The organism is Novosphingobium aerophilum, from assembly GCF_014230305.1.
In the GTDB taxonomy this organism is placed as follows: Bacteria; Pseudomonadota; Alphaproteobacteria; order Sphingomonadales; family Sphingomonadaceae; genus Novosphingobium; species Novosphingobium aerophilum.
Window position 1 is genome coordinate 1 of the sequence record NZ_JACLAU010000044.1, and the last position, 25,377, is coordinate 25,377.

Annotated in this window: 24 protein-coding genes and 1 tRNA gene; 16 read left to right on the plus strand and 9 right to left on the minus strand. The window is 69.9% G+C overall.

Annotation, left to right across the window (positions count from 1 at the left end; genetic code table 11):
- On the minus strand, positions 1-334 hold a 334-nt coding region (locus H7F49_RS16720), incomplete at its 3' end, for a sugar phosphate nucleotidyltransferase (protein ID WP_185684735.1).
- A 69-nt stretch (positions 335-403) separates the two neighbouring features.
- The gene (locus H7F49_RS16725) at positions 404-1,147 is read right to left on the minus strand and encodes a TonB family protein (protein WP_185684715.1); all 744 of its coding nucleotides are present in this window, start codon (positions 1,145-1,147) and stop codon (positions 404-406) included.
- 121 nt (positions 1,148-1,268) lie between these two features.
- On the opposite strand from H7F49_RS16725, the gene H7F49_RS16730 reads away from it, so the two are divergent.
- Complete coding sequence (locus H7F49_RS16730) at positions 1,269-1,766, plus strand: hypothetical protein (RefSeq protein ID WP_185684716.1); 498 nt, start codon at positions 1,269-1,271, stop codon at positions 1,764-1,766.
- 23 nt (positions 1,767-1,789) lie between these two features.
- On the opposite strand, the gene nudC is transcribed toward H7F49_RS16730, so the two are convergent.
- Complete coding sequence (gene nudC / locus H7F49_RS16735) at positions 1,790-2,659, minus strand: NAD(+) diphosphatase (RefSeq protein WP_185684736.1); 870 nt, start codon at positions 2,657-2,659, stop codon at positions 1,790-1,792.
- Between the two features lie 58 nt (positions 2,660-2,717).
- Complete coding sequence (locus tag H7F49_RS16740) at positions 2,718-3,812, minus strand: A/G-specific adenine glycosylase (protein ID WP_185684717.1); 1,095 nt, start codon at positions 3,810-3,812, stop codon at positions 2,718-2,720.
- Between H7F49_RS16740 and H7F49_RS16745 the strand changes: the two genes are divergently transcribed.
- The 10 genes from H7F49_RS16745 (at position 3,788) to H7F49_RS16790 (ending at position 15,240) form a co-directional block, all read left to right on the plus strand.
- A complete protein-coding gene (locus tag H7F49_RS16745) occupies positions 3,788-4,363 on the plus strand; it encodes a DUF721 domain-containing protein (RefSeq protein WP_185684718.1) in 576 nt (191 codons plus the stop codon). The two genes, H7F49_RS16740 and H7F49_RS16745, sit on opposite strands and share 25 nt — an antisense overlap.
- A gap of 3 nt (positions 4,364-4,366) precedes the next feature.
- The gene (locus H7F49_RS16750; protein ID WP_185684719.1) at positions 4,367-5,128 is read left to right on the plus strand and encodes a DsbA family protein; all 762 of its coding nucleotides are present in this window, start codon (positions 4,367-4,369) and stop codon (positions 5,126-5,128) included.
- Positions 5,129-5,249: 121 nt separating this feature from the next.
- Complete coding sequence (locus tag H7F49_RS16755) at positions 5,250-6,038, plus strand: thioredoxin domain-containing protein (RefSeq protein WP_185684720.1); 789 nt, start codon at positions 5,250-5,252, stop codon at positions 6,036-6,038.
- Positions 6,039-6,063: 25 nt separating this feature from the next.
- The gene (locus H7F49_RS16760) at positions 6,064-9,489 is read left to right on the plus strand and encodes a chromosome segregation SMC family protein (protein ID WP_185684721.1); all 3,426 of its coding nucleotides are present in this window, start codon (positions 6,064-6,066) and stop codon (positions 9,487-9,489) included.
- A 144-nt stretch (positions 9,490-9,633) separates the two neighbouring features.
- Positions 9,634-10,914, plus strand: coding sequence for a dicarboxylate/amino acid:cation symporter (locus tag H7F49_RS16765; protein ID WP_185684722.1), 1,281 nt, complete (start codon positions 9,634-9,636; stop codon positions 10,912-10,914).
- 71 nt (positions 10,915-10,985) lie between these two features.
- Entirely contained in the window at positions 10,986-11,468 is a 483-nt protein-coding gene (locus tag H7F49_RS16770) for a hypothetical protein (protein ID WP_185684723.1), read from the plus strand.
- Positions 11,458-12,438 (plus strand): bifunctional diaminohydroxyphosphoribosylaminopyrimidine deaminase/5-amino-6-(5-phosphoribosylamino)uracil reductase RibD, encoded by a 981-nt coding sequence (gene ribD, locus H7F49_RS16775; protein WP_235982284.1) that lies wholly within the window; start codon positions 11,458-11,460, stop codon positions 12,436-12,438. The genes H7F49_RS16770 and ribD overlap by 11 nt, the downstream gene beginning before the upstream one ends.
- A gap of 10 nt (positions 12,439-12,448) precedes the next feature.
- Entirely contained in the window at positions 12,449-13,066 is a 618-nt protein-coding gene (locus H7F49_RS16780) for a riboflavin synthase (protein ID WP_185684725.1), read from the plus strand.
- Between the two features lie 192 nt (positions 13,067-13,258).
- The gene (locus H7F49_RS16785; protein ID WP_185684726.1) at positions 13,259-14,212 is read left to right on the plus strand and encodes an alpha/beta hydrolase; all 954 of its coding nucleotides are present in this window, start codon (positions 13,259-13,261) and stop codon (positions 14,210-14,212) included.
- Between the two features lie 119 nt (positions 14,213-14,331).
- Complete coding sequence (locus H7F49_RS16790; RefSeq protein WP_185684727.1) at positions 14,332-15,240, plus strand: SPFH domain-containing protein; 909 nt, start codon at positions 14,332-14,334, stop codon at positions 15,238-15,240.
- 100 nt (positions 15,241-15,340) lie between these two features.
- Here H7F49_RS16790 and H7F49_RS16795 read toward each other — a convergent pair whose 3' ends face one another.
- On the minus strand, positions 15,341-15,730 hold the full coding sequence (locus H7F49_RS16795) for a heavy metal-binding domain-containing protein (protein ID WP_235982283.1): 390 nt from the start codon (positions 15,728-15,730) through the stop codon (positions 15,341-15,343).
- A gap of 131 nt (positions 15,731-15,861) precedes the next feature.
- Here H7F49_RS16795 and H7F49_RS16800 point away from each other — a divergent pair, with 131 nt between their 5' ends.
- From H7F49_RS16800 to H7F49_RS16810, 3 genes are all read left to right on the plus strand, one after another.
- Positions 15,862-16,461 carry a hypothetical protein gene (locus H7F49_RS16800; protein WP_185684728.1) on the plus strand — a complete coding sequence of 200 codons (600 nt, stop codon included), beginning with the start codon at positions 15,862-15,864 and terminating at the stop codon, positions 16,459-16,461.
- Positions 16,462-16,490: 29 nt separating this feature from the next.
- Positions 16,491-16,958 carry a hypothetical protein gene (locus tag H7F49_RS16805; RefSeq protein WP_214647876.1) on the plus strand — a complete coding sequence of 156 codons (468 nt, stop codon included), beginning with the start codon at positions 16,491-16,493 and terminating at the stop codon, positions 16,956-16,958.
- Between the two features lie 81 nt (positions 16,959-17,039).
- The gene (locus tag H7F49_RS16810) at positions 17,040-17,996 is read left to right on the plus strand and encodes a carbon-nitrogen hydrolase family protein (protein WP_185684730.1); all 957 of its coding nucleotides are present in this window, start codon (positions 17,040-17,042) and stop codon (positions 17,994-17,996) included.
- Positions 17,997-18,073: 77 nt separating this feature from the next.
- On the opposite strand, the gene H7F49_RS16815 is transcribed toward H7F49_RS16810, so the two are convergent.
- Together H7F49_RS16815 and H7F49_RS16820 are read right to left on the minus strand one after the other, a co-directional pair.
- Positions 18,074-19,273, minus strand: coding sequence for an amino acid aminotransferase (locus tag H7F49_RS16815; RefSeq protein WP_185684731.1), 1,200 nt, complete (start codon positions 19,271-19,273; stop codon positions 18,074-18,076).
- A 58-nt stretch (positions 19,274-19,331) separates the two neighbouring features.
- Positions 19,332-20,183, minus strand: coding sequence for a DUF1134 domain-containing protein (locus tag H7F49_RS16820; RefSeq protein WP_185684738.1), 852 nt, complete (start codon positions 20,181-20,183; stop codon positions 19,332-19,334).
- A 201-nt stretch (positions 20,184-20,384) separates the two neighbouring features.
- Between H7F49_RS16820 and H7F49_RS16825 the strand changes: the two genes are divergently transcribed.
- Both H7F49_RS16825 and H7F49_RS16830 read left to right on the plus strand, forming a co-directional pair.
- Positions 20,385-20,477 (plus strand) — tRNA-Ser (locus H7F49_RS16825).
- Positions 20,478-20,635: 158 nt separating this feature from the next.
- Positions 20,636-21,922: a tyrosine-type recombinase/integrase gene (locus H7F49_RS16830; protein ID WP_185684732.1), complete on the plus strand. Its 1,287-nt coding sequence runs from the start codon at positions 20,636-20,638 to the stop codon at positions 21,920-21,922.
- A 13-nt stretch (positions 21,923-21,935) separates the two neighbouring features.
- On the opposite strand, the gene mobF is transcribed toward H7F49_RS16830, so the two are convergent.
- Complete coding sequence (mobF, locus tag H7F49_RS16835) at positions 21,936-24,500, minus strand: MobF family relaxase (protein ID WP_185684733.1); 2,565 nt, start codon at positions 24,498-24,500, stop codon at positions 21,936-21,938.
- 3 nt (positions 24,501-24,503) lie between these two features.
- The gene (locus H7F49_RS16840; RefSeq protein ID WP_185684734.1) at positions 24,504-24,809 is read right to left on the minus strand and encodes a hypothetical protein; all 306 of its coding nucleotides are present in this window, start codon (positions 24,807-24,809) and stop codon (positions 24,504-24,506) included.
- Positions 24,810-25,377: the final 568 nt, after the last annotated feature.

Below are 25,377 nucleotides of genomic sequence, written 5' to 3' on the forward strand. Positions count from 1 at the left end.
GATGGTCGCTCGGGCAGACCAGCATGATCGCCTCGGGCGGCAGCCGCAGGGCCGCCAGCGCGATCGCCGCCGCGGTGTTGCGGGCCGCCGGCTCGACCACGATCTCGCCCCCGCGCGGTCCCAGTTGCGCCTCGACATGGGGAAGGTGCGCCGTGCCCGTGACGACCAGCGGCGCCGTGAACCGCGCCTCGTCCGCGCAGCGCGCCAGCGTCGCCTCGAACAGCGTCCCCTCGCCCACCAGCGGCAGGAACGGCTTGGGCTTGGCCGCCCGGCTGCGCGGCCACAGCCGCGTGCCACTGCCGCCGCAAAGAACAACCGGGGTGATCCTGTCCATTCCGATCCGATCCGACATCCTGCAACCGGGGCTAGCTGTCTGGCAGGCAACTGGCAAGCGGGGCACGGATCACTCTCCGCCGCGGTAGAACCAGCGCTGCTGCCAGCCGAACACCGAGACGACCGGGGTTCCGGCGCCATCGGTCGCCGGGCGGAACCGGAACCGCGCCAGGGCCAGGCGGCAGGTGATCGCATCGGCCTGGGCATCGCGGCTGGGTCGGACCACCCGGCAGGCGCTGGGTCGGCCATCGGTCCCGACGGTGATCGCCACGATCACCCGGTCACCGATGCGCAGATCGCGCGTGGCGATCGGGTAGTCGCGCGCCGAGTTGATCTCGCCCGCGATCTTGACCGCCGCACTGCCACCGCCCTGCCCGGTGCCGGCGGTGCCCCGGCCGGTCCCGCTGCCCTCCCCGCCAGCCCCGGTCCCCGCGCCCTGATCGCGCGCGCCGCTGGTATCGGCCGTGCCGGTCGCCGCAACCGGCGGAGCGGCCACCGGCGGCGCAAGGGTTATCCGCGGGGGCGGGGTGACGGTGGCCCTGGGCACGGCGCGGCGGCCCGCCGGTGCCGCCTGCCCGGCGGGGGTCGGCGCCGACGATTTCGGGGGCGGGCTGGGTTCGGGGGGGCGCGGTTCTGGGGAGCGGGGGGCTTCCACCGCGAAGGTCGAGACCACGGCATCGATCGCCCGCCCGGCAAGATCGGGGGCGAAGGCGCGGATCAGCCCCAGGATCGCCAGACTGTGCAGCCCGGCGACCAGCAGGGCCACGCCCAGCCGGACGCGGGGCGGAGCGGAAAGATCGGACCCAGCGCTCATCCCCGGTCCTTTGCCACGGTCGGGGGGGACATGGCAAAGGGCAGGCCCTAGGCCCAGGTTAAGCGCGCGGTCACCACGCGCTTGCATACTTGGGTAGGCAGCGCGGCCGCATAGGCCGGGGATGAGCCAGGCATCCCTTCCCGAGACCGATTCCCCCTCACTTGCCTGGGCTGCCATCCTCCGCTTCTGGCCCCTGCACCTGCTGGCCACCTGTGCCCTCTACGTGCTGGGCGGGCCGGCCTGGAACATCGTCCGCATGTCGTTCGCGGGCGGCGCGCCGGGCGGAGTCCAGGTCGATACCGCCGGCGCCAGCGGCCGCATGACCGGGGGAGGCTATCTGCTCGATCTGCCGGTCGACATCATCAACCGCAGCCCGGGCATGGTGATGGGCGTGTCGCTGTGGGTCGAGACCTTCGCCTGCGCCGATGAGGAGACCCCGACCTCGGCCTGCCGCCGCCTCACCTCATTCGAACAGTACGTGCCGGTCCGCCTCCAGCCTGGCTCGGCCCAGAGTCACAGCTCCGAGATGGCCGGCGTGGCCCCGCGCCCCGGCGAGGTGCTGCGGATCGAGCGCCGCCTGCAGTCGATCGACGACGGTGAGCCGATCCCGGAGCTCTGACCCCCGAGCTCTGAACCACCCGCTCAGGCCTGCTGCAGCCACCAGACCAGCAGTTGGTGCGCGATCGCGCGCCGCGGCGGCACCGTCAGCGGGGCGGAGCGGTCCCCGGCCAGGGCCGCCTCGATCTCGGCGCGGGTGAACCACCGGGCGTCCTCCAGCTCGGCCGTGTCGATCGTCAGGTCGCGCGATTGGGCACGGGCATGGCAGCCGATCATCAGCGACGAGGGAAATGGCCAGGGCTGGCTGGCCACATAGCGCACCCCGGACACCCGCACCCCGGCCTCCTCGTGGACCTCGCGGGCCACGGCCTCCTCGATCGTCTCGCCCGGCTCGACGAACCCGGCCAGTGCCGAGTAGCTGCGCGGGGGGAAGCGGGGCTGCCGTCCCAGCAGCAGATCCCCGTCGTGCTCGACCAGCATGATCGTCACCGGATCGACCCGCGGAAAGTGTTCCGCCGCGCAGTCGGGGTTGCGACAGGTGCGCTGCCACCCGCCCTTCCCCAGGTCGGTCCCATGCCCGCAGCGGGCGCAGAAACGATGGCGGGCATGCCAGTCGACCAGCATCTTGGCGCCCCCGTACAGCGCCAGTTCGGGATCGGTCAGCCGATCCATCGCCTGCCACAGCGCCATCATCGAGGGCGTCGGTTGCAGGGCCAGGCCCGGCGCGACCGGGGCGAAGCAGGCCTGTCCGTGAAGCAGGCCGAGGAACACCAGCTCGCCGGCAGGATCGGCCTCGGCCAGCGTTCCCCAGGTCAGCCTCCCGTCCTCATCCGTCACCGGGGCGAGCCCGTCGAGCCGCAGCAGCCGCGCCGCGGGTCCCATCAGCGCGGCCAGCGCCTCGGGATTGCCGCGCAGGTGATCGGCCCGGTCGATCGGGGCCCCGGCAAAGACCATCGGCAAGGGGTTGGTCACGTGCGTTCCTCTCCGCTCGGGCCGGCAGCGGCCCGACGTTCTATTTCTTGCCGGCCAATACACGCTCGGCAGCCCGAGCGAACAGGGTGGGCAGACCGGCCTCGCCGATCCGGGCGACCGGCCACCATTCGCCTTGTCCCGGCGGATCGCCGACCTGATCCGTCACCACCCACAGCGAAAGGGTGAGCTCGGCATGAGTGAAGCCATGGCTGACCTGTCCCGCGGGCCGCCAGTCGGCCGCGAACGGGGGCTCGCCCGAGCCGTCGCGCCCGGCGGTCCAGCCATCGTCGGGCAAGGCCCGCATCCCGCCAAGCATGCCCCGGGCTGGACGCGTGACCAGCCAGACCGCGCCGCTCCGCTCGATCCAGAAGGCACGGCCACGGCGCGCCGGGCGCGGCTTCTTGGCGGGCTTGACGGGAAAGGCCTCCGGCGTCCCGCGCGCCCGGGCGGCGCAGCCCGCCGCCAGCGGACAGACCAGGCAGCGCGCACTGCGCGCGGTGCAGACGGTCGCCCCGAGATCCATCATCGCCTGGGCAAAGTCGCCCGCGCGCCGCTCGGGCGTGATCCGGTCCGCCGCCGCGCGGATCGCGATGCGTGCAGCGGGCAGCGGGGTATCGATCGCGAACAGGCGGGCGACCACCCGTTCGACATTGGCATCGACCACCACGGCGCGCTCGCCGAAGGCGATCGCCGCGATGGCCGCGGCGGTATAGGCGCCCAGTCCCGGCAAGGCCCGCAATTCGGCTTCGGTTCGGGGGAACTCTCCGCCCGCCGAGGCCACGGCGCGGGCGCAGGCATGGAGATTGCGGGCCCGGGCGTAGTACCCCAGCCCGGCCCATGCGGCCATCACCTCATCATCACCCGCCGCGGCCAGATCGGTCACCCGGGGCCAGCGCGACGTGAAGGCGGCGAAGTAGGACTTCACCGCCGCGACGGTGGTCTGCTGCAACATCACTTCGGACAGCCAGACGCGATAGGGATCGGGCGCGGGATCGCCGGGACGGGCCCGCCACGGCAGGTCGCGGGCGTGGCGGTCGTACCAGGCCAGCAGGCCTGCCGCGATGTCGTCACTGGCGGTCACCGCGCGGCTATGGCATGGGCGGCGACACAATGGAACGGGATCGCCCACCTTCATCCGCGCCAGGCGCCCCTCGCACAACTGACGGCGGAAAGGCCGCGGCAGGCAAGGGGGATCGCCGCTATGAACGCCGCCGCGGCGGCCCGGCCCGGGCCATTGCCGACCTGATGCCCGAGATCGGCCGCACCGCGTTCCGCCGCTTCGGCTTCGTCCAGTCCAGCGTCCTGACCCGCTGGCCGGAGATCGTCGGCCCGCGCCACGCCCGGGTCTGCGCCCCCGAATCGATCCGCTTCCCGCCCGGCGAACGCAGCGAAGGCATCCTGCAACTGGTGGTCACTCCGGCGCATGCCCCGCTGATCCAGCATGTGATTCCGGAGATCATCGAGCGGGTGAACCGGTTCTTCGGCTACCGGGCCGTGACCAAGGTCAAGCTGCGCCAGGGGTCGGTCGCCGCTCCCGCTGCGGAATCGCGCCCCGCCGCGCCGCCGTCGCTCCGTCCCATCCCGATGGAACTGGGTGACAGCCTGCGCGACATCGGCGATCCCGAACTCCGCCAGGTCCTCGAATCGCTCGCCCGCAGCCTTGATGCCAGCAACCGGAAAGACTGACGCATGCGCCTTCGCCTTCCCTTCTCCCGTCGGCCAAACCCCGGCCGGCTCGTCATCGGCCTGCTGGCCGCCGGCCTGGTGACCTGTGGCGTCGTGGCCGATGCGCAGACCACCGCGGCGCGGCGCCCGGCGGCACGCGCGGCCGCCCGGCCGACGACCGGTACACCCGCCAATCCGGTCCTGGTGGTCGCCACGCCCCAGGGCAGCCACGTGATCGGTCGCAGCACGGCACCGGTGAAGCTGGTGGAATATGTCAGCTACACCTGCCCGCATTGCGCCGCTTTCGAGAAGGAAGGGGCCGATACCGTGCTGATGATGCTGGTCCGGCCGGGCAAGGTCACGGTCGAGGTTCGCCCGTTCCTGCGCAACATTATCGACGTGGCGGCCACGCTGATGGTCAACTGCGGTCCCCCGCGCCGCTTCCAGGGCAACCATGCGGCCGTGATGCGCAATCAGGAAAAGTGGATGACCCAGCCCAGCGAGGCCCAGGTCCAGCGCTGGAACAGCGGCGATCTGCCGACCCGGCTGCGCGCCGTGGCCGGCGACATGAGCCTCTACCCCTTGTTCGAGGCGCGCGGCTACACCCGCGTCGAGCTCGACCGCTGCCTGACCAACGAAGCCATGATCAAGGCCATCGCCGCAGAGAACGAAGCCGCCACCAAGGCCGGGGTGCAGGGCACGCCAACCTTCCTGATCAACGGCGAGCTGCAGTCCGCCCATGACTGGGCCAGCCTGCGTCCGCTGCTGGAGGCTGCCACCCGCTGACCGGAGCCCGGCAGCGGGTCCGCAAATCCTGCGGATTGGCCGGCCAAGACCCTTTGCCGCGGAGCCTGGCCGCGCTAGCCTGTTGCCCGCCCGATTTCGCTTCCCTAGAGGATGACCGCCGATGTCCGTGATCCCCGCCCAGAACCGCTCCCCATCGCGTGGTCGCGCCCTGATCGTCGCCGCGCTGCTGGCGCCGATCGCCCTCGGACTGGCGGGCTGCAAGAAGGACGCCGCCGCCGATGGCGCAGCGCCCAGCGCGGCGAGCACGCCGTTGCCGACCGTCGCCGCCCCGGCCGGCAAGACCTGGGCCGACACCGTCGCTGCCACGCCGGAGGGCGGCTACCGCATGGGCAACCCCGATGCCGCGATCAAGATCGTCGAATACGGGTCGCTGACCTGTCCGCACTGCGCCGAGTTCTCGGAAAAAGGGTCGGCCACGATTCGCGACCAGTGGGTGTCGAGCGGCCGGGTCAGCTACGAGTTCCGCCACTTCGTGCGCGACGGTCTGGACCTGACCATGGGCCTGCTGACGCGCTGCGGCGGTCCGGAGACCTATCTGCCCCTGACCGAACAGGTCTTTGCCAACCAGCGGACCCTGTTTGACAGCCTGAAGGGGCGCGACGCCCAGCTCAACGCCGCGATGAGCGCACCCCCGGGCCAGCGCTTCGGCGCGATTTCCGATGCGGCCGGCCTGGGCGAGTTCTTCGCCGCGCGCGGGATCGCGGTGGACCAGGCCAAGGCCTGCCTCGCGAAGACCGACGTGGCCGAGCAGATGGCCAAGCAGACCACCGAGCAGGGCGAGAAGCTGGCGATCGAGGGAACGCCGACCTTCCTGATCAACGGCGAGAAGATCGGCACGGTGACCTGGGAAGAGTTCAAGACCCGTATCGAGGCGATGGGCGTCCGCTGAGGCCGGCGCGGGGAGGCTGCCGACCATGCAAATCCGCCGGCTCAAGCTCTGCGGATTCAAGAGCTTCGTCGAGCCTGCCGAACTGCACATCGAACCCGGGCTGACCGGGGTTGTCGGGCCCAACGGCTGCGGCAAGTCGAACCTGCTGGAAGCGATCCGCTGGGTGATGGGCGAAAGCTCGGCCAAGTCGATGCGCGGCGGGGGGATGGACGACGTCATCTTCGCCGGCACCGGCACCCGGCCGCCGCGTGATTTCGCCGAAGTGGTGCTGCAGGGTGCCAGCACCGGCGGCGAGGAGCTGGAGGTGGTCCGCCGGATCGAGCGCGGCGCGGGCAGTGCCTATCGGGTGAATGGACGCGACGTCCGCGCCAAGGACGTGGCGCTGGTCTTTGCCGATGCGGCAACCGGCGCGCACAGTCCGGCGCTGGTCAGCCAGGGCCGGATCGCCGCGGTGATCGCCGCCCGTCCGGCGGAACGGCGGCAGATGCTGGAGGAGGCCGCCGGGATCGCCGGCCTGCACGTGCGCCGCAAGGACGCCGAGCAAAAGCTGCGGGCGACCGAAGCCAACCTGGCCCGGCTCGACGACATGCTGGCCGGGCTGGACCAGCAGATCGGAACGCTGCGGCGGCAGGCCCGGGCGGCAGAACGCTACACCGCCCTGTCCGACCGGATCCGCGTGAGCGAGGCGCGGCTGGTGTTCGCCCGCTGGCGCGATGCCGCCGCGGCGGCCAAGGACGCCCAGGCCGAAGCCGACCGGGCAGACCTCCGCGTTGCCGAGGCCCAGGCCGCGGCCACCCTGGCCCAGCAACAACAGCAGGCCGCCGCCGAGGCTCTGGCCGCCGCGCGTGACGAAGTCGCTGATCGCCGCGACGATGCCGCGGCAACGGGCCACCGGCTGGCCACCCTGTCGGGTCAGCTCGAAGCCGCCGAGCAGCGGATCGCCGATCTCGATCGCCAGCGCATCAGGCTGGAAGAGGATCGCGGCGATGCCGATCGCCTGACGCGCGATTCGGCCGAGGCCCTGGCGCGGCTGGCCAGCGAAGCCGCCGAGGCCGACGCCGCCGTCGCCGCCGCCCTGGCCGAACTGCCCGCCTTGCAGGCCGGGGTTGAACGGGCCGAGGCCGCCAGCCGGGCCGCGCAGCTGGCGCTGGCCGAAAGCACGGCCGCCCAGGCCGGGGTGGAAGCGGAATGGCGCGTGGCCGAGGCGGCTCTGGCCAGTGCCCGGGCGCGGCGGGCCCGGCTCGACGGCGATATCGCGCGGCAGGCTGAACAGGTTGCCGCGCTGGAACGGGAGGGCGATCCGCAGGAGGCGCTCGCGGCGGCGCGGGCCGATCTGGCCCGGGCCGAGGCCGAACTCGCCGCCGCCCGCGCCCATCTGGCCAGCCAGCAGACAGCCAAGGGCGAATTGCAGGCCGCGCGCGATGCCGCCCAAAGCGCTCTGGCTGCGGCACGGGCCGATCTCGCCGGGATCGAGCGAGAGTTCCAGGCGCTCGAACGCGATCGTGAGGCCCGGCAACGCCAGGCGGGCGGGCGACCGGGGGCGGGGGTCATGCTTGACCAGGTGCGGGCGGCGCCGGGCTATGAGCGGGCCCTCGCCGCCGTGCTCGGGCGCGACGCCAAGGCGGGGTTGGGCCCCGCGCCCCAAGGCGACGGACGGGTCTGGACCGGAGCCCCGGTTCCCGCCGGCGCGGTGCCCGACAGCCTGGGCGCGCACGTGCCGCAATGCCCGCCCGAACTGGCAGCCCGCCTGGCGCTGGTCCACGTCGTGGCCGAGGATGACGGGCGCAGCCTCTCGCCGGGCGAATGGCTGGTCACCACGGCGGGCCTGCTGCGCCGGTGGGACGGATTCGTCGCGCGCGGCGAAGGGGCTGCCGAAGCCGCGCGGCTCGAGGCGGAGAACCGCCATGCCACGCTGGCGGCGCAACTCCCCGCGCTGCGCGCCGCGGTCGCCACGGCCGAGGCGGAGCAGGCCAAGGCAGTCGCCGCCTTGAGCGCGTTGCAGACCCAACTGGTGGCCGACGAGCGGCGGGTGGCCACGGCAGCGGAAGCCGAGCGGGCGGCTTTGCGGGCCCAGGACCGCGCCGAAGCCGCCCGTCTGCACCAGGAGACCCGGCGCGCCGAACTGGACCGTGCCGCAGCCGAGTTGACCAGCCAGCGGAACGAGGCCGAACGCGAGGTCGCCTCGGCCGAGGCGGCGTTGACCGGTCTGCCCGACCCGGCGGCCGGACGCGCGGCGCTGGAGGCCGCCCGGGCGCGCAACGAGGCGGCCCGCCAATCCCAGCAGGCCGCCGCCGCAGCGCTGGCCGGGCATGAGCAGGCCCTGGCCGGCACGCGTGAACGGGCGGCTGCGCGAGCGGCCGACGTGCGCGGGTGGCAGGCCCGGGCGGGGGACGCCACTCGCCGCCTGGCCGAGATGGAACGGCGCCTGGCCGAAATCGCCGAGGAACGTGCTGTCGTGGCGGCCAAGCCCGCCGGGCTGGAAGCCGAGATCGCCGCCGCCGAGGAAACCCGGGCGCGGATCGGCGCCGAACTGGCCGAAGCCGAAGCGCGCCTGGCCGCGGCCGATGCCGATGCGCGGAGCGCCGGGCAGGCGCTGGGCGTGGCCACCGAGGCCCTGGCCGAAGCGCGCGAGCAGCGGGCCGGCGCCGCCGCCCGGGCCCAGGCCGAGGACCAGCGCCGAACGGAGATGGCGCGCATCGCCGGCGATCGGTTCCACTGCCCGCCTCCGCTCTTGCCCGAGCGCTGCGGATTCGCGAGCGCCGAGGTGGGAGCCGCAACCGACGAGTCGAGCGCACTGGAGCGGCTGATGGCCGATCGGGAGCGGATCGGGCCGGTCAATCTGGTCGCCGCGCAGGAACTGGTCGAGGCCGAAAGCCGCCATGCCGGCATCCTGAAGGACCAGGCCGACCTGGGCGAGGCGATCAACCGCCTGCGCGGCTCGATCGGCAGCCTCAACCGCGAAGGGCGCGAGCGCCTGCGGGCTGCCTTCGAAGCGGTGGACGGACATTTCCGCACGTTGTTCACCCGCCTGTTCGAAGGCGGCCAGGCCCATCTGGCGCTGGTCGATTCGGACGATCCGCTGGAGGCCGGACTCGAGATCTATGCCCAGCCCCCGGGCAAGCGCCTGCAATCGCTGACCCTGCTGTCGGGCGGCGAGCAGGCCCTGACCGCGGTGGCGCTGATCTTTGCCCTGTTCCTGACCAACCCCGCACCGATCTGCGTGCTCGACGAGGTCGACGCCCCGCTCGACGATGCCAACATCGAGCGGTTCTGCGACCTGCTCGACGCCATGGCCCGGGAAACCGACACCCGTTACCTGATCGTCACACACAACGCCGTGACGATGAGCCGCATGCACCGCCTGTTCGGCGTGACCATGGTCGAACGCGGCGTCTCGCGCCTGGTCAGCGTCGATCTGGGCAGCGCGGAGGAATTGCTGGCCGCGGAGTAGGCTTGTTGCGGCAAACGCAGAGCTGAACCGAACAATCCCCGACCGGGAATGTGAACTCCGCAGGACCACGATACGCGCAGCGAAGGCGATATGATCCAATCCGCACGGCTTGTCGCCGGGCCCGGGCTCGGGCATCCGGGCACGATGCAACCCGTCACCCCTGCCGCCCCCGGTGCCCCTGTCCCCTGGTATCGTCACCTCTACGTCCAGGTGCTGGCGGCAATCGTGGCCGGCGTCCTGCTGGGGCACTTCGCTCCGGGGACCGGCGCCGCCTTGAAGCCCTTGGGTGATGCCTTCATCGCGCTGGTCAAGATGGTGATCCCGCCGGTCATCTTCCTGACCATCGTCACCGGGATCGCCGGACTGCGCGACATGGCGGCGGTGGGCCGGATCGCGGGCATGGCGCTCGCCTATTTCCTGGTGCTGTCGACCAGCGCGCTGGTGATCGGGCTGATCGTCGCCAACCTGGTCCGCCCGGGCGCGGGGCTCAACATCGATCCCGCGAGCCTCGATGCCGGGAAGGTGGCGGACTATGCCGCCAAGGCGCACGACACCACGGTCACCGGTTTTCTCACCGGGATCATTCCCGACACCTTCGTCTCGGCGCTGACCGGCGGCAACGTGCTGCAGGTGCTGCTGGTGGCGATCCTGTTCGGCAGCGCCCTCGCCCTGTCGGGAGAGCCGGGACGCCGCCTGCTGCCCCTGCTCGACGATCTCTCGCACGTGTTCTTCCGCGTGGTCGCGCTGGTGATGAAGGTCGCCCCGGTGGGAGCCTTTGCCGCCATGGCCTTCACCATCGGCAAGTACGGGATCGGCACGGTCGCCAATCTCGCCGGCCTGATCGCAACCTTCTATGCCACCTCGCTGCTGTTCGTGCTGATCGTGCTGGGCCTGGTGGCGCGGCTTGCCGGCTTCTCGATCCTGCGCCTGATCGCCTATCTCAAGGCCGAGCTGCTGCTGGTCCTGGGCACCTCTTCCTCGGAAAGCGCGCTGCCCGCGCTGATCGCCAAGCTCGAGCGGGCCGGCTGTCCGCCCGGGGTGGTCGGGCTGGTCGTTCCCACCGGCTATTCGTTCAACCTGGATGGCACCAACATCTACATGACGCTGGCGGCGCTGTTCATCGCCCAGGCCTGCAACATCGACCTGAGCCTGGGCCAGCAGCTCGCGCTGCTGGGCGTCGCGATGATCTCGTCCAAGGGTGCGGCCGGGGTGACCGGGGCGGGCTTCATCACCCTCGCCGCCACCCTGTCGATCGTCCCCGAGGTGCCGGTGGCGGGGATGGCGCTGATCCTGGGGGTCGATCGGTTCATGTCGGAATGCCGCAGCCTGACCAACTTCATCGGCAATGCCGTGGCCAGCGTGGTGGTGGCACGATGGGAGGGCGGACTGGACCGCGCCGCGCTCGACCGCACGCTCAACCCCTGAGGCGGCGGACCCGGCAGCAGGCCCCACGCGCGCCCTTGGCCTTTGCCGCCGCAGGGCCTATCTGACGAGTCATGCTGTCTCTGGGCAAATCCTCATTCTGGCGCAATGCCAGCCCCACCGGTGCCATTGCCGACTTCCGCGAGGTCTGGCGCCAGGCGGGCGTGCGGCGCTGGCCCTTCGTCGCCGCGGCCCTGGCGACCACCCTCGGCGTGTTCTACGTGCTCGTCCAGGAGAGCTGGCAGGGCCCGCTGCCCAAGCCGAAGGTCACCTGGATCAACTCGTGGACCGCCGACCGCTCGGACTCCGAGATCGAGCGCGAGATCAAGGCGAACCAGATCCGCCAGGACAAGCTGCGCGCCGAGCAGGCCGCGCGCGAGGAAAAGGTCAAGGCGATCTACCGCACGCTCGGCAAGGTCTCCGGCCTCGACACCGCCAGGATCGAGCGCGAGGCCGCCGAACAGGCCGCCCGCGAAAAGGCCGCGCATGACAAGGCGATCGGCCTTTCCCCCCGGCCGGCCACCGCCCCGGCTGCGGAGGCTACCCCTGCCCGCTGACGCCGCCGACCTGCGCTGGCTAGAGGCGGCGGCACGGCTGGCCGCACGGGGGCAGCCGCTGAGCCGGCCCAATCCCGCCGTGGGCGCCCTGCTGGTTCGCGCCGGGCGGGTGGTCGGACGGGGCTGGACCCAGCCGGGTGGGCGTCCCCATGCCGAAGCCATGGCGCTGGAGGCCGCGGGCGAGGCGGCCCGTGGCGCCACGCTGTATGTCACCCTGGAACCCTGCGCCCACGCCAGCCCACGCGGCCCGGCCTGCGCCGACCTGACCGCCTCGGCGGGCCTCGCCCGGGTGGTGATCGGCTGCAGCGACCCGGATCCGCGCACCGCGGGAGCCGGCGCGGCCCGGCTGACCGAGGCGGGCGTGCCGGTCGATCAGGTCGATTCCCCCGCCTGCACCACCAGCCTGGCCGGCTATCTGACCCGTACCCGGCTGGGTCGCCCCCGCGTGACGCTCAAGCTCGCCCTTTCGCTCGACGGGGCCCTCGCCTTGCCCAACGGGGAATCGCGGTGGATCACCGGCCCGGCCGCACGCGCCCATACCCATGCCCTGCGCGCGCGGACCGATGCGATCCTGGTCGGGGGTGGCACGCTGCGGACCGATGCCCCGCGCCTCGACGTCCGGCTGCCCGGTCTGGCCGGGCGCAGCCCGGAGCGGTGGGTCCTGACCGGCGGGACCGCACCCGCCGGCTGGCGAGCCATCCCGGCGCCAGCGGCGATCCACGGGCTGTCCCCGGCACAGACCCTGTTCGTCGAGGGCGGAGCCCGCACCGCGGCCGCTTTCCTCGCCGCCGATCTGGTTGACCAGTTACTGATCTACCGCGCGCCGATCGTGATCGGGGCCGGCCGTCCCGGCATCGCCGATCTCGGCCTGACGTCGCTGGGCGACGCGCACGGGCGCTGGTGCCAGGTGGACCGGCGGACGCTTGGCAGCGACACGCTCGAGGTCTACGAGCGCACCCGCAGCACCTGAAAGGCCCCGCATGTTCACCGGCATCGTCACCGCCATCGGCACCATCCGCGAAGCGACCCAGAAGGGCGATCTGCGCGCGGTGATCACGTGCCCGTGGGACCCGGCCGACATCGGGATCGGCGCCTCGATCGCCTGTTCCGGCACCTGCCTCACCGTGGTCGATCGCGGCGGAGTGGCCGGCGATGCCTGGTTTGCAGTCGACATCTCCGGCGAAACCGTGTCGCGCACACCGGCGGGCCGCTGGACCGTGGGCACCCCGCTGAACCTCGAACCGGCCCTGCGGCTGGGCGACGAGCTGGGCGGACACATCGTCACCGGCCACGTCGATGGCGTGGGTCAGGTCGTCGGGGTCAGCCCCGTGGGCGATTCCCGGCGCATCGGGATCGCCGCCCCGCGCGAGCTGGCCCCCTACATCGCGGCCAAGGGCTCGATCACGGTGGACGGCGTGTCGTTGACCGTCAACGCGGTGGAGGACCAGAGCGACGGCACCTGCCACTTCGCGCTCAACATCATCCCGCACACCTGGGAGGTGACCACCCTGGGCAGGCTCGCCCCGGGCAGCGAGGTCAACCTCGAGATCGACGTGCTGGCGCGCTACCTGCAGCGGATGAACAGCCTGCGGGGGTAACTCCCGCTGCCACGGGCCGCAGGTCGGGCGATCGCAGCACGTCAGTCGAATCAGGTCCGGAGCGACAGCACGGTGCGCGGCGGAGGCGCCTCCGCGCATTCGTATACCGCATGGACCCGGCCCCGTCGGCACGGCAGTCTCCGCTCAAAGCACCGGGGCAAAGCACCGGGCCAAGACGACGGGAGAAAGACGATGCTCCGGCTGTTAGCCATGATCGCCGCGCTGGGTCTGGCGCTGGGCCTTGTCCCGGGGCGCACGGCCCTGGCGCGATCCACGGCCGAACCGGGCCAACGCCTGCAGTACGAACACGTCGCCGCCGCCGGCCTTCCGGAACAGCGCCTGACGATCTGGCTGCCGCCGGGCTATGACAGCGGAGAGCGGCGCTATCCGGTGCTCTACATGCACGACGGACACAACCTGTTCGACTTGCAGACCAGCAACTTCAACAAGATCTGGGCGGCCGACCAGGCCATGCTCCGCGCCATGGCCACGGGCCGGGTCGCGCCCCATATCATCGTCGGGATCTGGGCCCCGGGCAATGACCGCTACCGCCAGTACCTGCCAGCCGACATCCACCAGGCCGCCCCGCCCGCGCTGCGCCGCCGGATGGACGCGATGGCGGGCGGGCCGATCATCTCGCAGGCCTATCTCGCCTGGCTGGCCGGGCCGCTCAAGCAGTGGATCGACACCAATTTCCGCACCCTGCCCGACCGCGATCACACCGCGATCGCCGGATCATCCATGGGCGGGCTGATGAGCTGCTACGCCTTCCTGCGCCGCCCGGACATTTACGGCCGCGCCGCCTGTGTCAGTTCGCACTGGCCGGCGATCGACCCGCGCGAGGTGGGCCAGACCGCGCCCGACGGCGATGCCGCGCTGGCCCGGCAATGGGGGGACTGGTTCGCGGCCGGGCTCGGCCGCCCGGACGGCCGCCGCTTGTGGCTGGACCACGGCACGGCAACGCTCGACGCGTTCTACGCGCCCTACCAGGCCGAGGTCGACGCCCGGATCGGTGCGGCCGGCTGGCGCCGGGGCACCGATTGGGAAAGCAAGGTCTATCCCGGGGCCGAGCACGAGGAGAACGCCTGGGCCGCACGGCTGCCCGAGATTTTCGAGTGGCTGCTTGACACTCGGGCCAGGCCTTGAGGCCAGGGCGTCAGATGCCGCCCGCAAGGCCGATTGTCGATCCCGTCACGGGTCGTTACCCCTGACCACCGGCGGCGTTTGCACGGGGCAGATCGGAGCCGCCTGACAGGAGGGATGACATGGAAATCGTGGGATCGATTTTCGGGATGAGCTTGCTGCTGCTCCTGATCGGGCTGGTGCTGAGCAGCTTCTTCACCGTCCAGACGGCGGAAGTGGCCATCATCACCCGGTTCGGCCAGTTCCTCCGCAATGCCGGTCCCGGACTGGGCTGGAAGGTCCCGCTGATCGACAAGGTCCAGAGCCGGATGAGCCTGCGGGTGGAACAGATCGCCCTGACCATGGAAACCAAGACCAGGGACAATGTCTTCGTGACGATCCCGGTCTCGGTGCAGGCCCGCGTCCGGCCGGAAAAGGTGTTCGAAGCCTATTACAGCCTTGCGGACCCGACCGCGCAGATCAAGGCCTATGTCGAGCAGGTCGTGCTGGGCCACGTGCCCGGCATGACCCTGGACGAGGTGTTCGCAAGCCAGTCGAGCATCGCCGCCGCGGTGAAGATGGAGCTGGACACCGACATGGACGCGTTCGGCTACGAGATCGTCAACGTGCTCGTCACCGACATCATCCCCGATGCCAAGGTCAAGGCGGCCATGAACGACATCAACGCCGCCCAGCGCGAACAGGTAGCGGCGGCCGCGCGCGGCGAATCCGAGAAGATCCTGGTGGTGAAGAAGGCCGAGGCCGAAGCGGAAAGCAAGGCGCTGCAGGGCCAGGGCATCGCCAACCAGCGCAAGGCGATCATCGAGGGGCTGAGCAATTCGATCGAGGGTTTCAAGCAGAGTCTGGGCGAGGTCACCGCGCGCGACGCGATGCAGCTTGTCCTGGTGACCCAGTACTTCGACACGCTGAAATCGATCGGCGAGACCGGCAAGGCCAACACCATCTTCGTCTCGCACACCCCCGGGGCCGTGCAGGACATCTCGGACCAGATCATGCAAGCGATGGTCGCGGTGCAGGACCAGGGCCGCTGACAGCCGCCAGGCTTCGCGCTGGCGAAAAACCCCGGGGCGCCTGGCGCCGCCGGGGTTGCTTGGTCACCTCAACCGGTGATCGGGACAAGCGGCTCCCGAATCACTTCCCGGCGGCTGGCGCGGCCGGGGTCGTCGTGAACTTGATGGCCGTGCCCGTCGCGTTGGTCTTGCCCCAGCTGAACGCCGAGATATGCGAATCGCCATAGCGTGCATTGATGACCGCATCGGCGCCCATCTTCTCGGCACGTTCCCACAGCTCGCGATAGATCTTGCCCTGCGAGGCTTCCTTGCTGAACACTGTCGCCTTGCGGACCCCGGCCTTGACCTCGCCGATCACGGTGTAAGGGCGATCCGTAATGTCGTTCGGGAACACCGGGACCCCGGCATCCTCGTTCACAACAACAAAGGTCTTGGCCTCCTTGGCGCCACCGGGAGATGCCGAGGCCAAAACCGCAGCCGCACCAATGGCCATCAACTTTGTAATATTCATAATTACAAACTCCCCTCTCCGTAAACAGAAATTGAGCAAAGAACAGGTCTTGAGTCAAATGCCTTGGCTAACCTTGTTGACCTTCTTGTCCAGCAATAGCAGTGTTTAGGTATTGGGGAGGAAGACAGAAAATGACAAAGGGTTATGTGCTGATTCTGGCTTTCCTTTTTTCTGCGCTGCCGACGACGGTCGCAGCGCAGACCACAACCACCGCACCTCCGGTGAATCCGCCACCCGCCACCGCCGAACCGACACCACCGCTGTCGAACGTCGTCGTGATCCGGCGCGATACGCCCGTTGAACTCATGGCCTACAGCGAAGTCAGCACCGCCAAGGCGCAACCGGGCACCAGGTTCAGGCTCATGCTGAATCAGCCCATCACGGTTGCCGGCACCGTGGTTGTGCCCAAGGGGGCCTGGGCCTTCGGCGAGGTGCTCTCGGCCGAGGAGTCGGGAGGGCTGGGGCATTCCGGGCGCATGTCGGCAAGACTGCTCTATCTGAAGGCCGGCGACGCCGAGATCCCGCTTGATGGCCAGACCAGCGCGAAGGGCACCGGGGCCGGATCGGCCGGGGTGGCCGTGATCTTCACCGGCATCGTTGGTCTGTTCCACCGCGGCAACAACGCCAAGATCAAGGCTGGTGAGATCGTGGCCGGTTTCGTCGCCGAAGATGTCGCGCTCGATCTAGCCGCGACGCCGATCCGGCGCGTGCCGGGGGGTGCAGTGCGATGACGCGCGGCCTGTTGCCCGGAATGCTTGGCGTGCTTGCTGTCTGGGCCAGCGCGACCGCAGTTGGCGCGCAAGACACCCCCCGCCACACCCTGCACATGGGAGCATCCATCCCGCTGGCGACCGACCAGCCCCTGTCAAGCAAGACGAGCGCCAAAGGCGACATGGTCAGCTTGCGGACCACAGCGGACGTCATCGTCGATGGGCATGTGGTCATTCCCAGGGGCACGCGCGCCGTCGGGCAGGTCTCCGCGGCCCGAGCCAAGGGGGCGATGGGGATGAGCGGGCAACTGGCGATCCGGCCGCTGTACATCCGCATGGGAGACAGCTTTGTCCGCCTCGGCGGCGCCACGGGGGAAAAGGGTTCGGTGACGGCCGGGGCCGTGATCGGGATCGCCATCCTGACCCCCGGCTTCACCGGGCGCAGCGCGATGATCCCGGCCGGCACTGCGTTGGAGGCCTTCGTCGAACGGGCCATTGATCTGCCCGCCGTGCGCTGACAAGTTTGCGGTGCTGGACTGGGTTCGTTGCGGGGTCGATGCGAGACCCGGCCCGCCGGACGAAGCGCACCTGGAGGCACAATGAGCACGATCACCGTCGCAGCCCTCCAGATCGGCACCGATCCCTCCGGCACCGCGGCCACCCTGGCCAATATCCTGGCCTTCGAGGACCGCATCGCCGCAGCCGGCGCGCGGCTGGTGGTCATGCCGGAAGCCCTGCTCGGCGGCTATCCCAAGGGTGAGGATTTCGGCACGCGGCTGGGCTTTCGCCTGCCCGAAGGACGCGAGGCCTTTGCCCGCTATCATGCCCAGGCGGTCGATCCGGACGGACCCGAGCTGGCCGCCCTGGCCGGGCTCAGCGCCCGGACCGGCGCCACGCTGGTGCTGGGGGTGATCGAGCGGGCCGGCGCCTCGCTCTATTGCACGGCGGTGTTCATCACGCCCGAGGCCGGACTTGTGGCCAGGCACCGCAAGCTGATGCCGACCGGCACCGAGCGGCTGATCTGGGCCCAGGGCGACGGTTCGACCATGCCGGTGGTGGACAGCGCCATCGGCCGGATTGGCGCGGCGATCTGCTGGGAAAACCACATGCCGCTGTTCCGTGCGGCGATGTACGCAAAAGGGGTGGACATCTGGTGTGCCCCGACCGTGGACGAGCGCGACGTCTGGCGCAGCTCCATGCGCCACATCGCGCACGAGGGGCGGTGCTTCGTCATCAGCGCCTGCCAGGTCCAGCCCGCCCCCGCCGCGCTGGGGCGCACGGTCCCGCATTGGCCTGCGGACCGGCCGCTGATCGGCGGGGGGAGCATGATCGTCGGACCGCTGGGTGATGTCCTGGCCGGACCGCTCGAGCACGAGACCGGACTGCTGACCGCCACGATCGACCCGGAGGAGCTGGTCGGCGCGCGGTACGATCTGGATGTGGTCGGGCATTATGCCCGGCCGGACGTGTTCCGGCTGGAGGTGGACGAGCGGCCGCGCGCGGGGACGGTGTTCACCGGCGCGCCCGACCGCTCAGACCCCCTGACCACGGACTGAAGCGGCGGGCTGCAAAGCAATGGGGCGCGCTGACCCGAGGTCGGCGCGCGCCCTATGGCGTCGGGCGGGAAGCGCCCTTACCCTGCGGTGACGTCGGCCACCGCGGCGATGAACTTGTCAATGTTGCCCATGGTCAGACCGGCAATGTTGATCCGCCCGGATCCGGCCATGTAGACCGCATGCTTCTCGCGCATGGCCATGATCTGCTCGGCGGTGAGCGGCACGATCGAGAACAGGCCGTTCTGGCTGCCCAGCGGGCTCAGGTCGATCGTTCCGGCCATGCCGGCGGTCGCCAACCGGGCGCGAACCTGGCGCATGCGGTCACGCATCGCATCGAGCTCGGCCAGCCACTGCTTCACCAGCGCCTCGTCCTCCAGCACGAGCCGCACCGCGGCGGCACCGTGATCGGGTGGCATCGACCAGGCGGCGCGGGCCAGGGCATGGCCGTTGGACAGGGCCGCGCCGACCTGATCGGCGCTCGCGCTCATCACGTAGACCGCACCCACGCGATCACGGTAGAGGCCGAAGTTCTTGTCGCAGCTATAAGCAACCAGCGCCTCCGGCACCTCGGCCAGGACACGGCGCACGCCGTAGGCATCCTCATCCATCCCGGCGCCCAGGCCCTGGTACGCGAGATCAAGGATCGGCAGCAGCCCCTTGGCGGCGAGCAAGGGGGCGATCTCGTCCCACTGGGCATCGCTGTAATCGATCCCGCTGGGATTGTGGCAGCAGCCGTGAAGCAGGATCGCATCGCCCGGTTCGGCCTGGCCGACCGCGAAACGCAGCGAATCCATGTCGACAAAGCCGGTCTTGCTGGCGTGGACGAAGCTCTTCAGCTCCATGCCGAGGTCGGCGATGATCTGCGCGTGATTGGGCCAGCTCGGCGTGCCCATCCAGATGCGGCGATAGCCGGCGCGCTTGGCCAGACCCAGCGCCAGGCGGACCGCGCCGGTGCCGCCCGGGGTCTGCATGCCGTCGATCCGGCCGCCCATGGTCGGGTCCTTCGCCCCGAAGACATAGGGCATCAGCGCGTGGACGAAGCCCATGTCGCCCTCGGGGCCGAGATAGGCCTTGCTGTCCTGTCCGGCGAGCAGCTTGGCCTCGGCTGCCTTGATGCAGGCGAAGACCGGAGTCGCCCCGGTGTCGGTGCGGTAGACCCCCACGCCCAGGTCGATCTTGTCGGCCCGCGGGTCGGCGTTGTGGAGCTTGATCAGCGCCAGCAGCGCGTCGGCGGGCTGCTGCTGCAGTTGGGCGAGCGAGGGAGCGGCTTGGGTCATGGCCGGGCCTTTAGCCCCCTGCGCCGTCAGGGCAAGGGGCTTTAGCGCGGACGGTCGATCAGAACGGGAACCAGCGCGCCTTGCGGGAGATCTTCATGTAGCCGGCATTCACCCCCAGCCGCAGGCCCACGCCCATCCGTACCGGGATCAGGACCACGTCGCCCCGGCGCAGATAGGACACGTGAAACCCGCCGAGGAGATAGGCTTGCCCCTCGCCCGCGCCGAACCGGTGGTACAGGTCGTCCGTGTTGAACAGGTTGTAGACCAGCACGAAGGTGTTGCCCGCGCTCGCCCCGGCATCGATGCCGATCGAGGGCCCGGTCCAATAGACCGGCTTCTGGCCTTCGACCTTGTGGTAAAGCGTGCCCGAACCATAGCGCAGGCCCACCACGATCGCGCCGCCGCCCTCGCGCCCGACGATGTAGCCGTTGGGTTCGCCCTGCTTGGCAAGGAGGTCCTTGATCAGGTCGGCCAGGCCCTGCGCGCCCTTGCCGAACACGCCCTCGGCCGCGCCGATCAGGTCATCCTGCTTGTAGGTGCCGCCCTGCTGCCGCGCCTGGACCGGATTGGCTGCCGCCGCCGCCGCGGCCTTCTCGGCGCTGGCCGCGGTCGGGCCACCTTGCGCCTGGGCCTGGGCCTGAGCCTGGGCCGCGACCTGGCCGAAAGTGGGTTCGACAGGGGACGAGCCCTGGGCCACGGGCGCGGCCCCGATGGACGGCGCCGCCGTGGCAGCGCCGGGCGCGGCCTGCTGCGGCAGAGGCACGAGATCGCCGTCGATCGCCTTGTCCGGATCGACCGTGCGGACCTGGGCCCACAACGGCGCCGTGCCGGTCACGCCGCCGGTCGCCAGGGCCAGGCCGGCCAAAGCCATCGTCAAGCCCCGACCGATGCGGGCGGTCCAGTTGCGCATGCCGTTCATGTCCTTGTCCTCGATCGGGCGGAAAGCAGAATCCAAGCCTCGAGCAGCCGCAATGAACGCGCGATGAGCCGAGTCGGTTTTGCGGCCGGACGATAGCCCCGGCAGCGCTGCGGGCCGTCACGCACGAAAATCCACACACACCCTTGCCGCCCCGCCCACCCGCCGCTATAGCCCGCCTCCGCCGCTACAGCCGGAGACGTGGGTGAGTGGCTGAAACCAACGGTTTGCTAAACCGTCGTACTGGTAAATCCGGTACCGAGGGTTCGAATCCCTCCGTCTCCGCCACCTTACGATCTGCAAGGTTCCCCTAAAGTCCTATTTTCCTTGCGTTTTGGGCGTTTTGCGGCCGGTATTGTTCCTGATTTGTTTCGATCAATCCCGATGCATCCGCACCCATCCGGGGGCGTTTGTGGGGGCACTGAATCGCACATCCGGGGGCATCCATGCTCACAGAACTCGCCATCAAGAATGCCAGGGCCAGGGACAAGGATTACAAGCTCGCCGATTCCGAGGGCCTGTACCTCTATGTGACCAAGTCCGGTCATCGCAGCTGGCGCCTGAAGTACCGGTTTGCCGGCAAGGAACGACGGCTGGTCCTGGGCAGCTACCCCGATCTGCCTCTGAAGGCGGCGCGTGACCGGAAGGCCGAAGCGCGCAAGATGCTGGCCGATGGCCGTGATCCGGGGCTTGAGGCGCACAAGGCCAAGGTCGTGCGCGCGATCGCGGCGGGTAACACCTTCGAGGCACTGGCGCGGGGCTGGTATGGGCTGCAGGAGAGCCGCTGGACGCGGGTCCATGCTGCCGATGTCATCGGCAGCCTCGAGAAGGAGGTCTTTCCCTGGATCGGCAAGCTGCCCATCACCGAGATCGATGAACCGGTGGTGCTGTCGGTCTTGCGCAAGATCGAGCAGCGCGGCGCGATCGAGACCGCGCACCGGGTGCGCCAGCGGATCTCGGCGGTGTTTGTCCATGCGATCGCCGAGGGCGCGGCAACCCGTGATCCGGCAGGCGTGGTCTCCAAGGCCCTGAAGCCCGTGCCGCGTGCGCGCAAGCGCCCGGCGCTGGTCTCGCTCGAGGCCTTGCATGACATGATCCGCAAGACCGAGGCCGAGCCCGCCTCGCCGCTGACCAAGCTCGCCTCGCGCTTCCTGGCGCTGACCGCGCAGCGCCCCGGGATGATCCGCGCGCTGCCCTGGACCGAGATCGAGCACGTGGACTGGACCAGCGAGGAGCCTTGCCCTGACGCGCTGTGGCGGGTGCCCGCCGCGCGGATGAAGCTGATACTGGATCTCAAGCACGACGATGGCTTCGAGCATCTGGTGCCGCTGTCGGCCGAGGCCGTGGCCGTGCTGCGCGCGGTACGCGCGCTGACCGGACGCGGGCCGCTGGTCTTCCCCAGCAACCGCAATGCGCGGGTGCCGATGAGCGAGAACACGCTGAGCTATTTCTACAACCGCTGCGGCTACCAGGGGCGCCACGTGCCGCATGGCTGGCGGGCGTCGTTCTCGACCATCATGAACGAGTGGGCCGAACGCGGCGGCACACCGGGGGACCGCCATGTCATCGACCTCATGCTGGCGCATATCCCGGAGGGCGTCTCGGGCTCGGAAGGGGCCTACAACCGCGCCGCCTACCTCACGCGGCGCCGGGAGATCGCGGAAGCGTGGGGCGCCATGCTGCTCGGGATCTTTCCGGCACCCGCCAAGATGCTCGGCTGGCCGAGCCGTTAGGACCAACCTTGCGTTACAGCCCGATCTCGAAGGGCCTGACCCGCTCGATCGTGCGTTCAAGCTCGGCATGCCGTTGCGGCTCCGCCGCCTTGCCGGCAGCCTGGCCCTGGGCGGCCGCTGCGCCAAGCCGCTCGGTCACCTCTAGCGCCGAGGTCTTGTCCCCGGGGTTGCGGCCGATGCCGAGCTCGACCTGGTCGCGGCGATCGACGATCAGGGTGGGGCCGAGGCGCGAGGGCGTGAAGGTATGGCTGCGGCCACGGGTGTCGCGCAGCGTTACCCGCCCATTGCCCGCATCCACCTCGACAATGTCATACCGCCCTTTGCCAATGTGCTGGCGTGACTGCCGGGCCGTCAGCTCCAGCACCATGCCCGCCTCGTAGGTTGCGGTATGGCGCAGTTCCTCCCGCGTGGCATTGACCCGCGAGAGGACCGTGAGACTGCGGCTCTCGGGACCAATCTCGCCATTGGCGGCAAGGCCGGTCTGCACCGCCCGGTTCACCTCATCGCGCAGCTGCCGGCCCGAGACGTAGATCCCGGTCCGCTCGCGCTCGGCCGGCGGCAGCGACAGCCAGCGCTCGGCGGCAACCACGGCGCCGTTCTCGCTGACCTCGACGATGTGGTCCTTGAGTTGCTCCATCGCCTCGCCCGTGCGGCCCTGCTGCGCCGCCGCCTGGGCCAACCGCAAGGTCTCCGAGCGCGCCCTGAGGTTGGTCTCCATCCGGGCGGTCTCGGTGCCTGCCGCGAGCGCCAGGGCAAAGGGCTTGCCCGCCTCGACCGCGCCCAGTTGCCTGGGGTCGCCCATCAGCACCAGCCGATCGACCTCCAGCAGGTTGGCGAGCCGGACCAGCCGGTCAGAATCGCGGGTCGAGACCATCGAGGCTTCGTCCAGGACCAGCACGGTATCGCGATAGGCTGAGCGCGCTGCGGCGAGCTCGGCCTGGCTCGCGGCTCCCTCAAGGAGCCCCCGATGCTGCCCCAGGAAGCGGTGTAAGGTCATCGAGGGAATGCCGGTCTCGCGCTCGAGCATGCGCACCAAGGTGTTCTGCACGCCGAGCCCCACCACCTGCTTGCCGTGCTCGCCGAGGATCTGGGCAACGGGGCGCAGCAGGCTTGATTTGCCGGTGCCGGCCACGCCCTGCACGGCCACCACGCGGTTGACCGAGGAGAGGATCATGCGCCCGGCTGCTTCCTGCCCGGGGTTGAGCGTCATGCCGAAGTTGAGGTTGGCCGAGGCCTGCAATTGCGCCCCTGCCGCATCCTTGGGCAGGATCGGGGGAACTGCGCCTTTGCCACGCTCGATCTCGGCCAGCAGGCGGACCTCCAGCGTTGCCGCCTCGGTCGTGGTGAGCCAGCCTTGCATGGACCCACGCCCCTTGCTGAGCGCCCCCTGATCGGCCAGCTGCGCGATGCGTGTCTCGATCAGCGGCATGGTCGTGGGCAGGCCGAAGTCGAGCGCCGCCTTGGCGAGGTCAGTCGCCTTGAATGCGGCTTCCCGCTCCGACAGGTGCCGCACGGCCGAGGCCACGGCATGGGCCGCGGCGATCTCTTGCGCGGGCCGCAGATGGATGCGCGCGGGGACCAGGGGATCGCCCGCCTTGATCCCCAGACGCTCGGCCAGTTCGAGGACCATGACCCTGCCGCGCTGGGCGATCGTGGGGCGGTCCTGGTCCTGCCGCTGCGCGGCGATGGCCATGACGGCCGACCGCTCACGGGCATCGCGCACCATGCCGGCAAGGTCAATCCCCAGGCCCCAGGACTGCTCTTCCCAGCGGGACATCAAGGCACCGCGATCGACATCGCGCTGTTTGGCCGAGCGCGTCGCCAGCGTCGCGATCAGCCCCGCCTCGAGCCCGCTGCCGCGCCGCGCTTCGAGCACCTCCTGCCGCCGCGTCGAGAAGGCCATCACCGCCTCGCGGCTGATCCCGGCGGCTTCGAAGTTGCCATGCTTGCCGACCGCCCCAATGCGGTAGCCGAGCTTCTCCACCTCGACCCGGAAGCGCGCCATGGTCATGGTGTTGAGCAGGGTGTTAAGCTGCCACAGCCGGTCATTGCGCAGCGCCTTCCAGGTCCCGTCAGGAGCCTGCGTCATGTTGGCGACGACGGCATGGAAGTGGAGGTTGGGCTCCTGGTTGCGGTTGGTGTCGTGCTGGAACAGCGCCACGGTCAGGTTGTCGCTCTGGACCTGGCGCTCCTTGCCCGCCCGCTCGACACGCAGGAACGCCGCGTTCTTCTCGGCCCATTGCAGCGTCTCGATCACCGCCTCCCGGTACGCGGTGACGATCCGCTCGTCCTTGCCGACGAGCGCCAGCAGCGACCAGCTTTTGGGAAGCGAGAAGGTGAGGTCCGTTCCCGCACGGTGGTCTGCCCCTTCTCGCCCGATCCGCCCGCCGCCGGGCAGTTCGCCGCGCAGGATCGCCTCGAAGGCTACCGCTTCGACCGTACCCGTCAGGCCCAGCCGTTCGGCCCCCTTGCCAACCCATAACCCGGACCTATCGGCGTCGGCACCGGCGTAGTAGTTGTCCTTGGCAAAGTAGCTGGCCGCCCCGCCAGCCGAGCGCACATTGGCGAGGGACAGCATGGCTCATGCCCCCCGCTTGGGCTGAGCAATGCGCTCGCGGTACTCGCGCAGCCGCTTGCCATGGGCGGCATGGATCCGGGCGCGCAGGTCCTTGTCCGCCTGGACGGTCAGCAGCCCGTCGAGCGCGGTGGACGTGAACAGCAGGTGGGACATGATCCGGTCCCGGAACGCCGCCTCGTCCTGACCTTCGACCACCCCGCTTACGGCCAGCTTCAGCCACTGGCTGACGCTCATCTGCGCCGCATCGGCGGCGGCCTTCACCGCCCGGTAGAGCGGCTCATCGACGTAGCATTGCAGCGCGAAGCGCATGGGTTCCAACTCAGGTCGGCCACCCCCTCGGCCAGAAACCCCTCCAGACGAGACATCAGGCTAAGGTCAGGGCCGGTCTGTAGGAAAGCTGTTTTTATTGACCCATTATCAGTGCTTTAATGCGATCTAAGTCAGATCTGACTTACGCAGCCAAGCCTGACATCAAATGACATCAGGCGGGGGCATGGCGTCTGTTGCCTCCGTTCGTGGCAGATTTGCGCCATCTCCCAACACCGGGCTCCCGGGTACGGTGTGCCGGTCAAGCCGATTTCAAACTGCATTCGCTGGACCCGATGTCGCTCCACCTTGTCCATGGAAACATGGACCTGAATTCCTTGGAATTCCGCGCCTAAGCGCGGCATTCGAGCGGTTGAGTCTGGCCAGCCCAAGTAAGGCTCATGCTAGGTGCTGGGCCTCGTTTGTTCACAATTGGGGACCAGATGCGGATTCCGAGGTCATCGCGCGCACCATTCCGATTTGATCGCGCGCGGGAATCCGAGGTGATGGCGCGCAGCGTTCCGAGAATTGTCCGCGCAGCATTCCGAAATGATCGCGCGCAGTTTGAGGT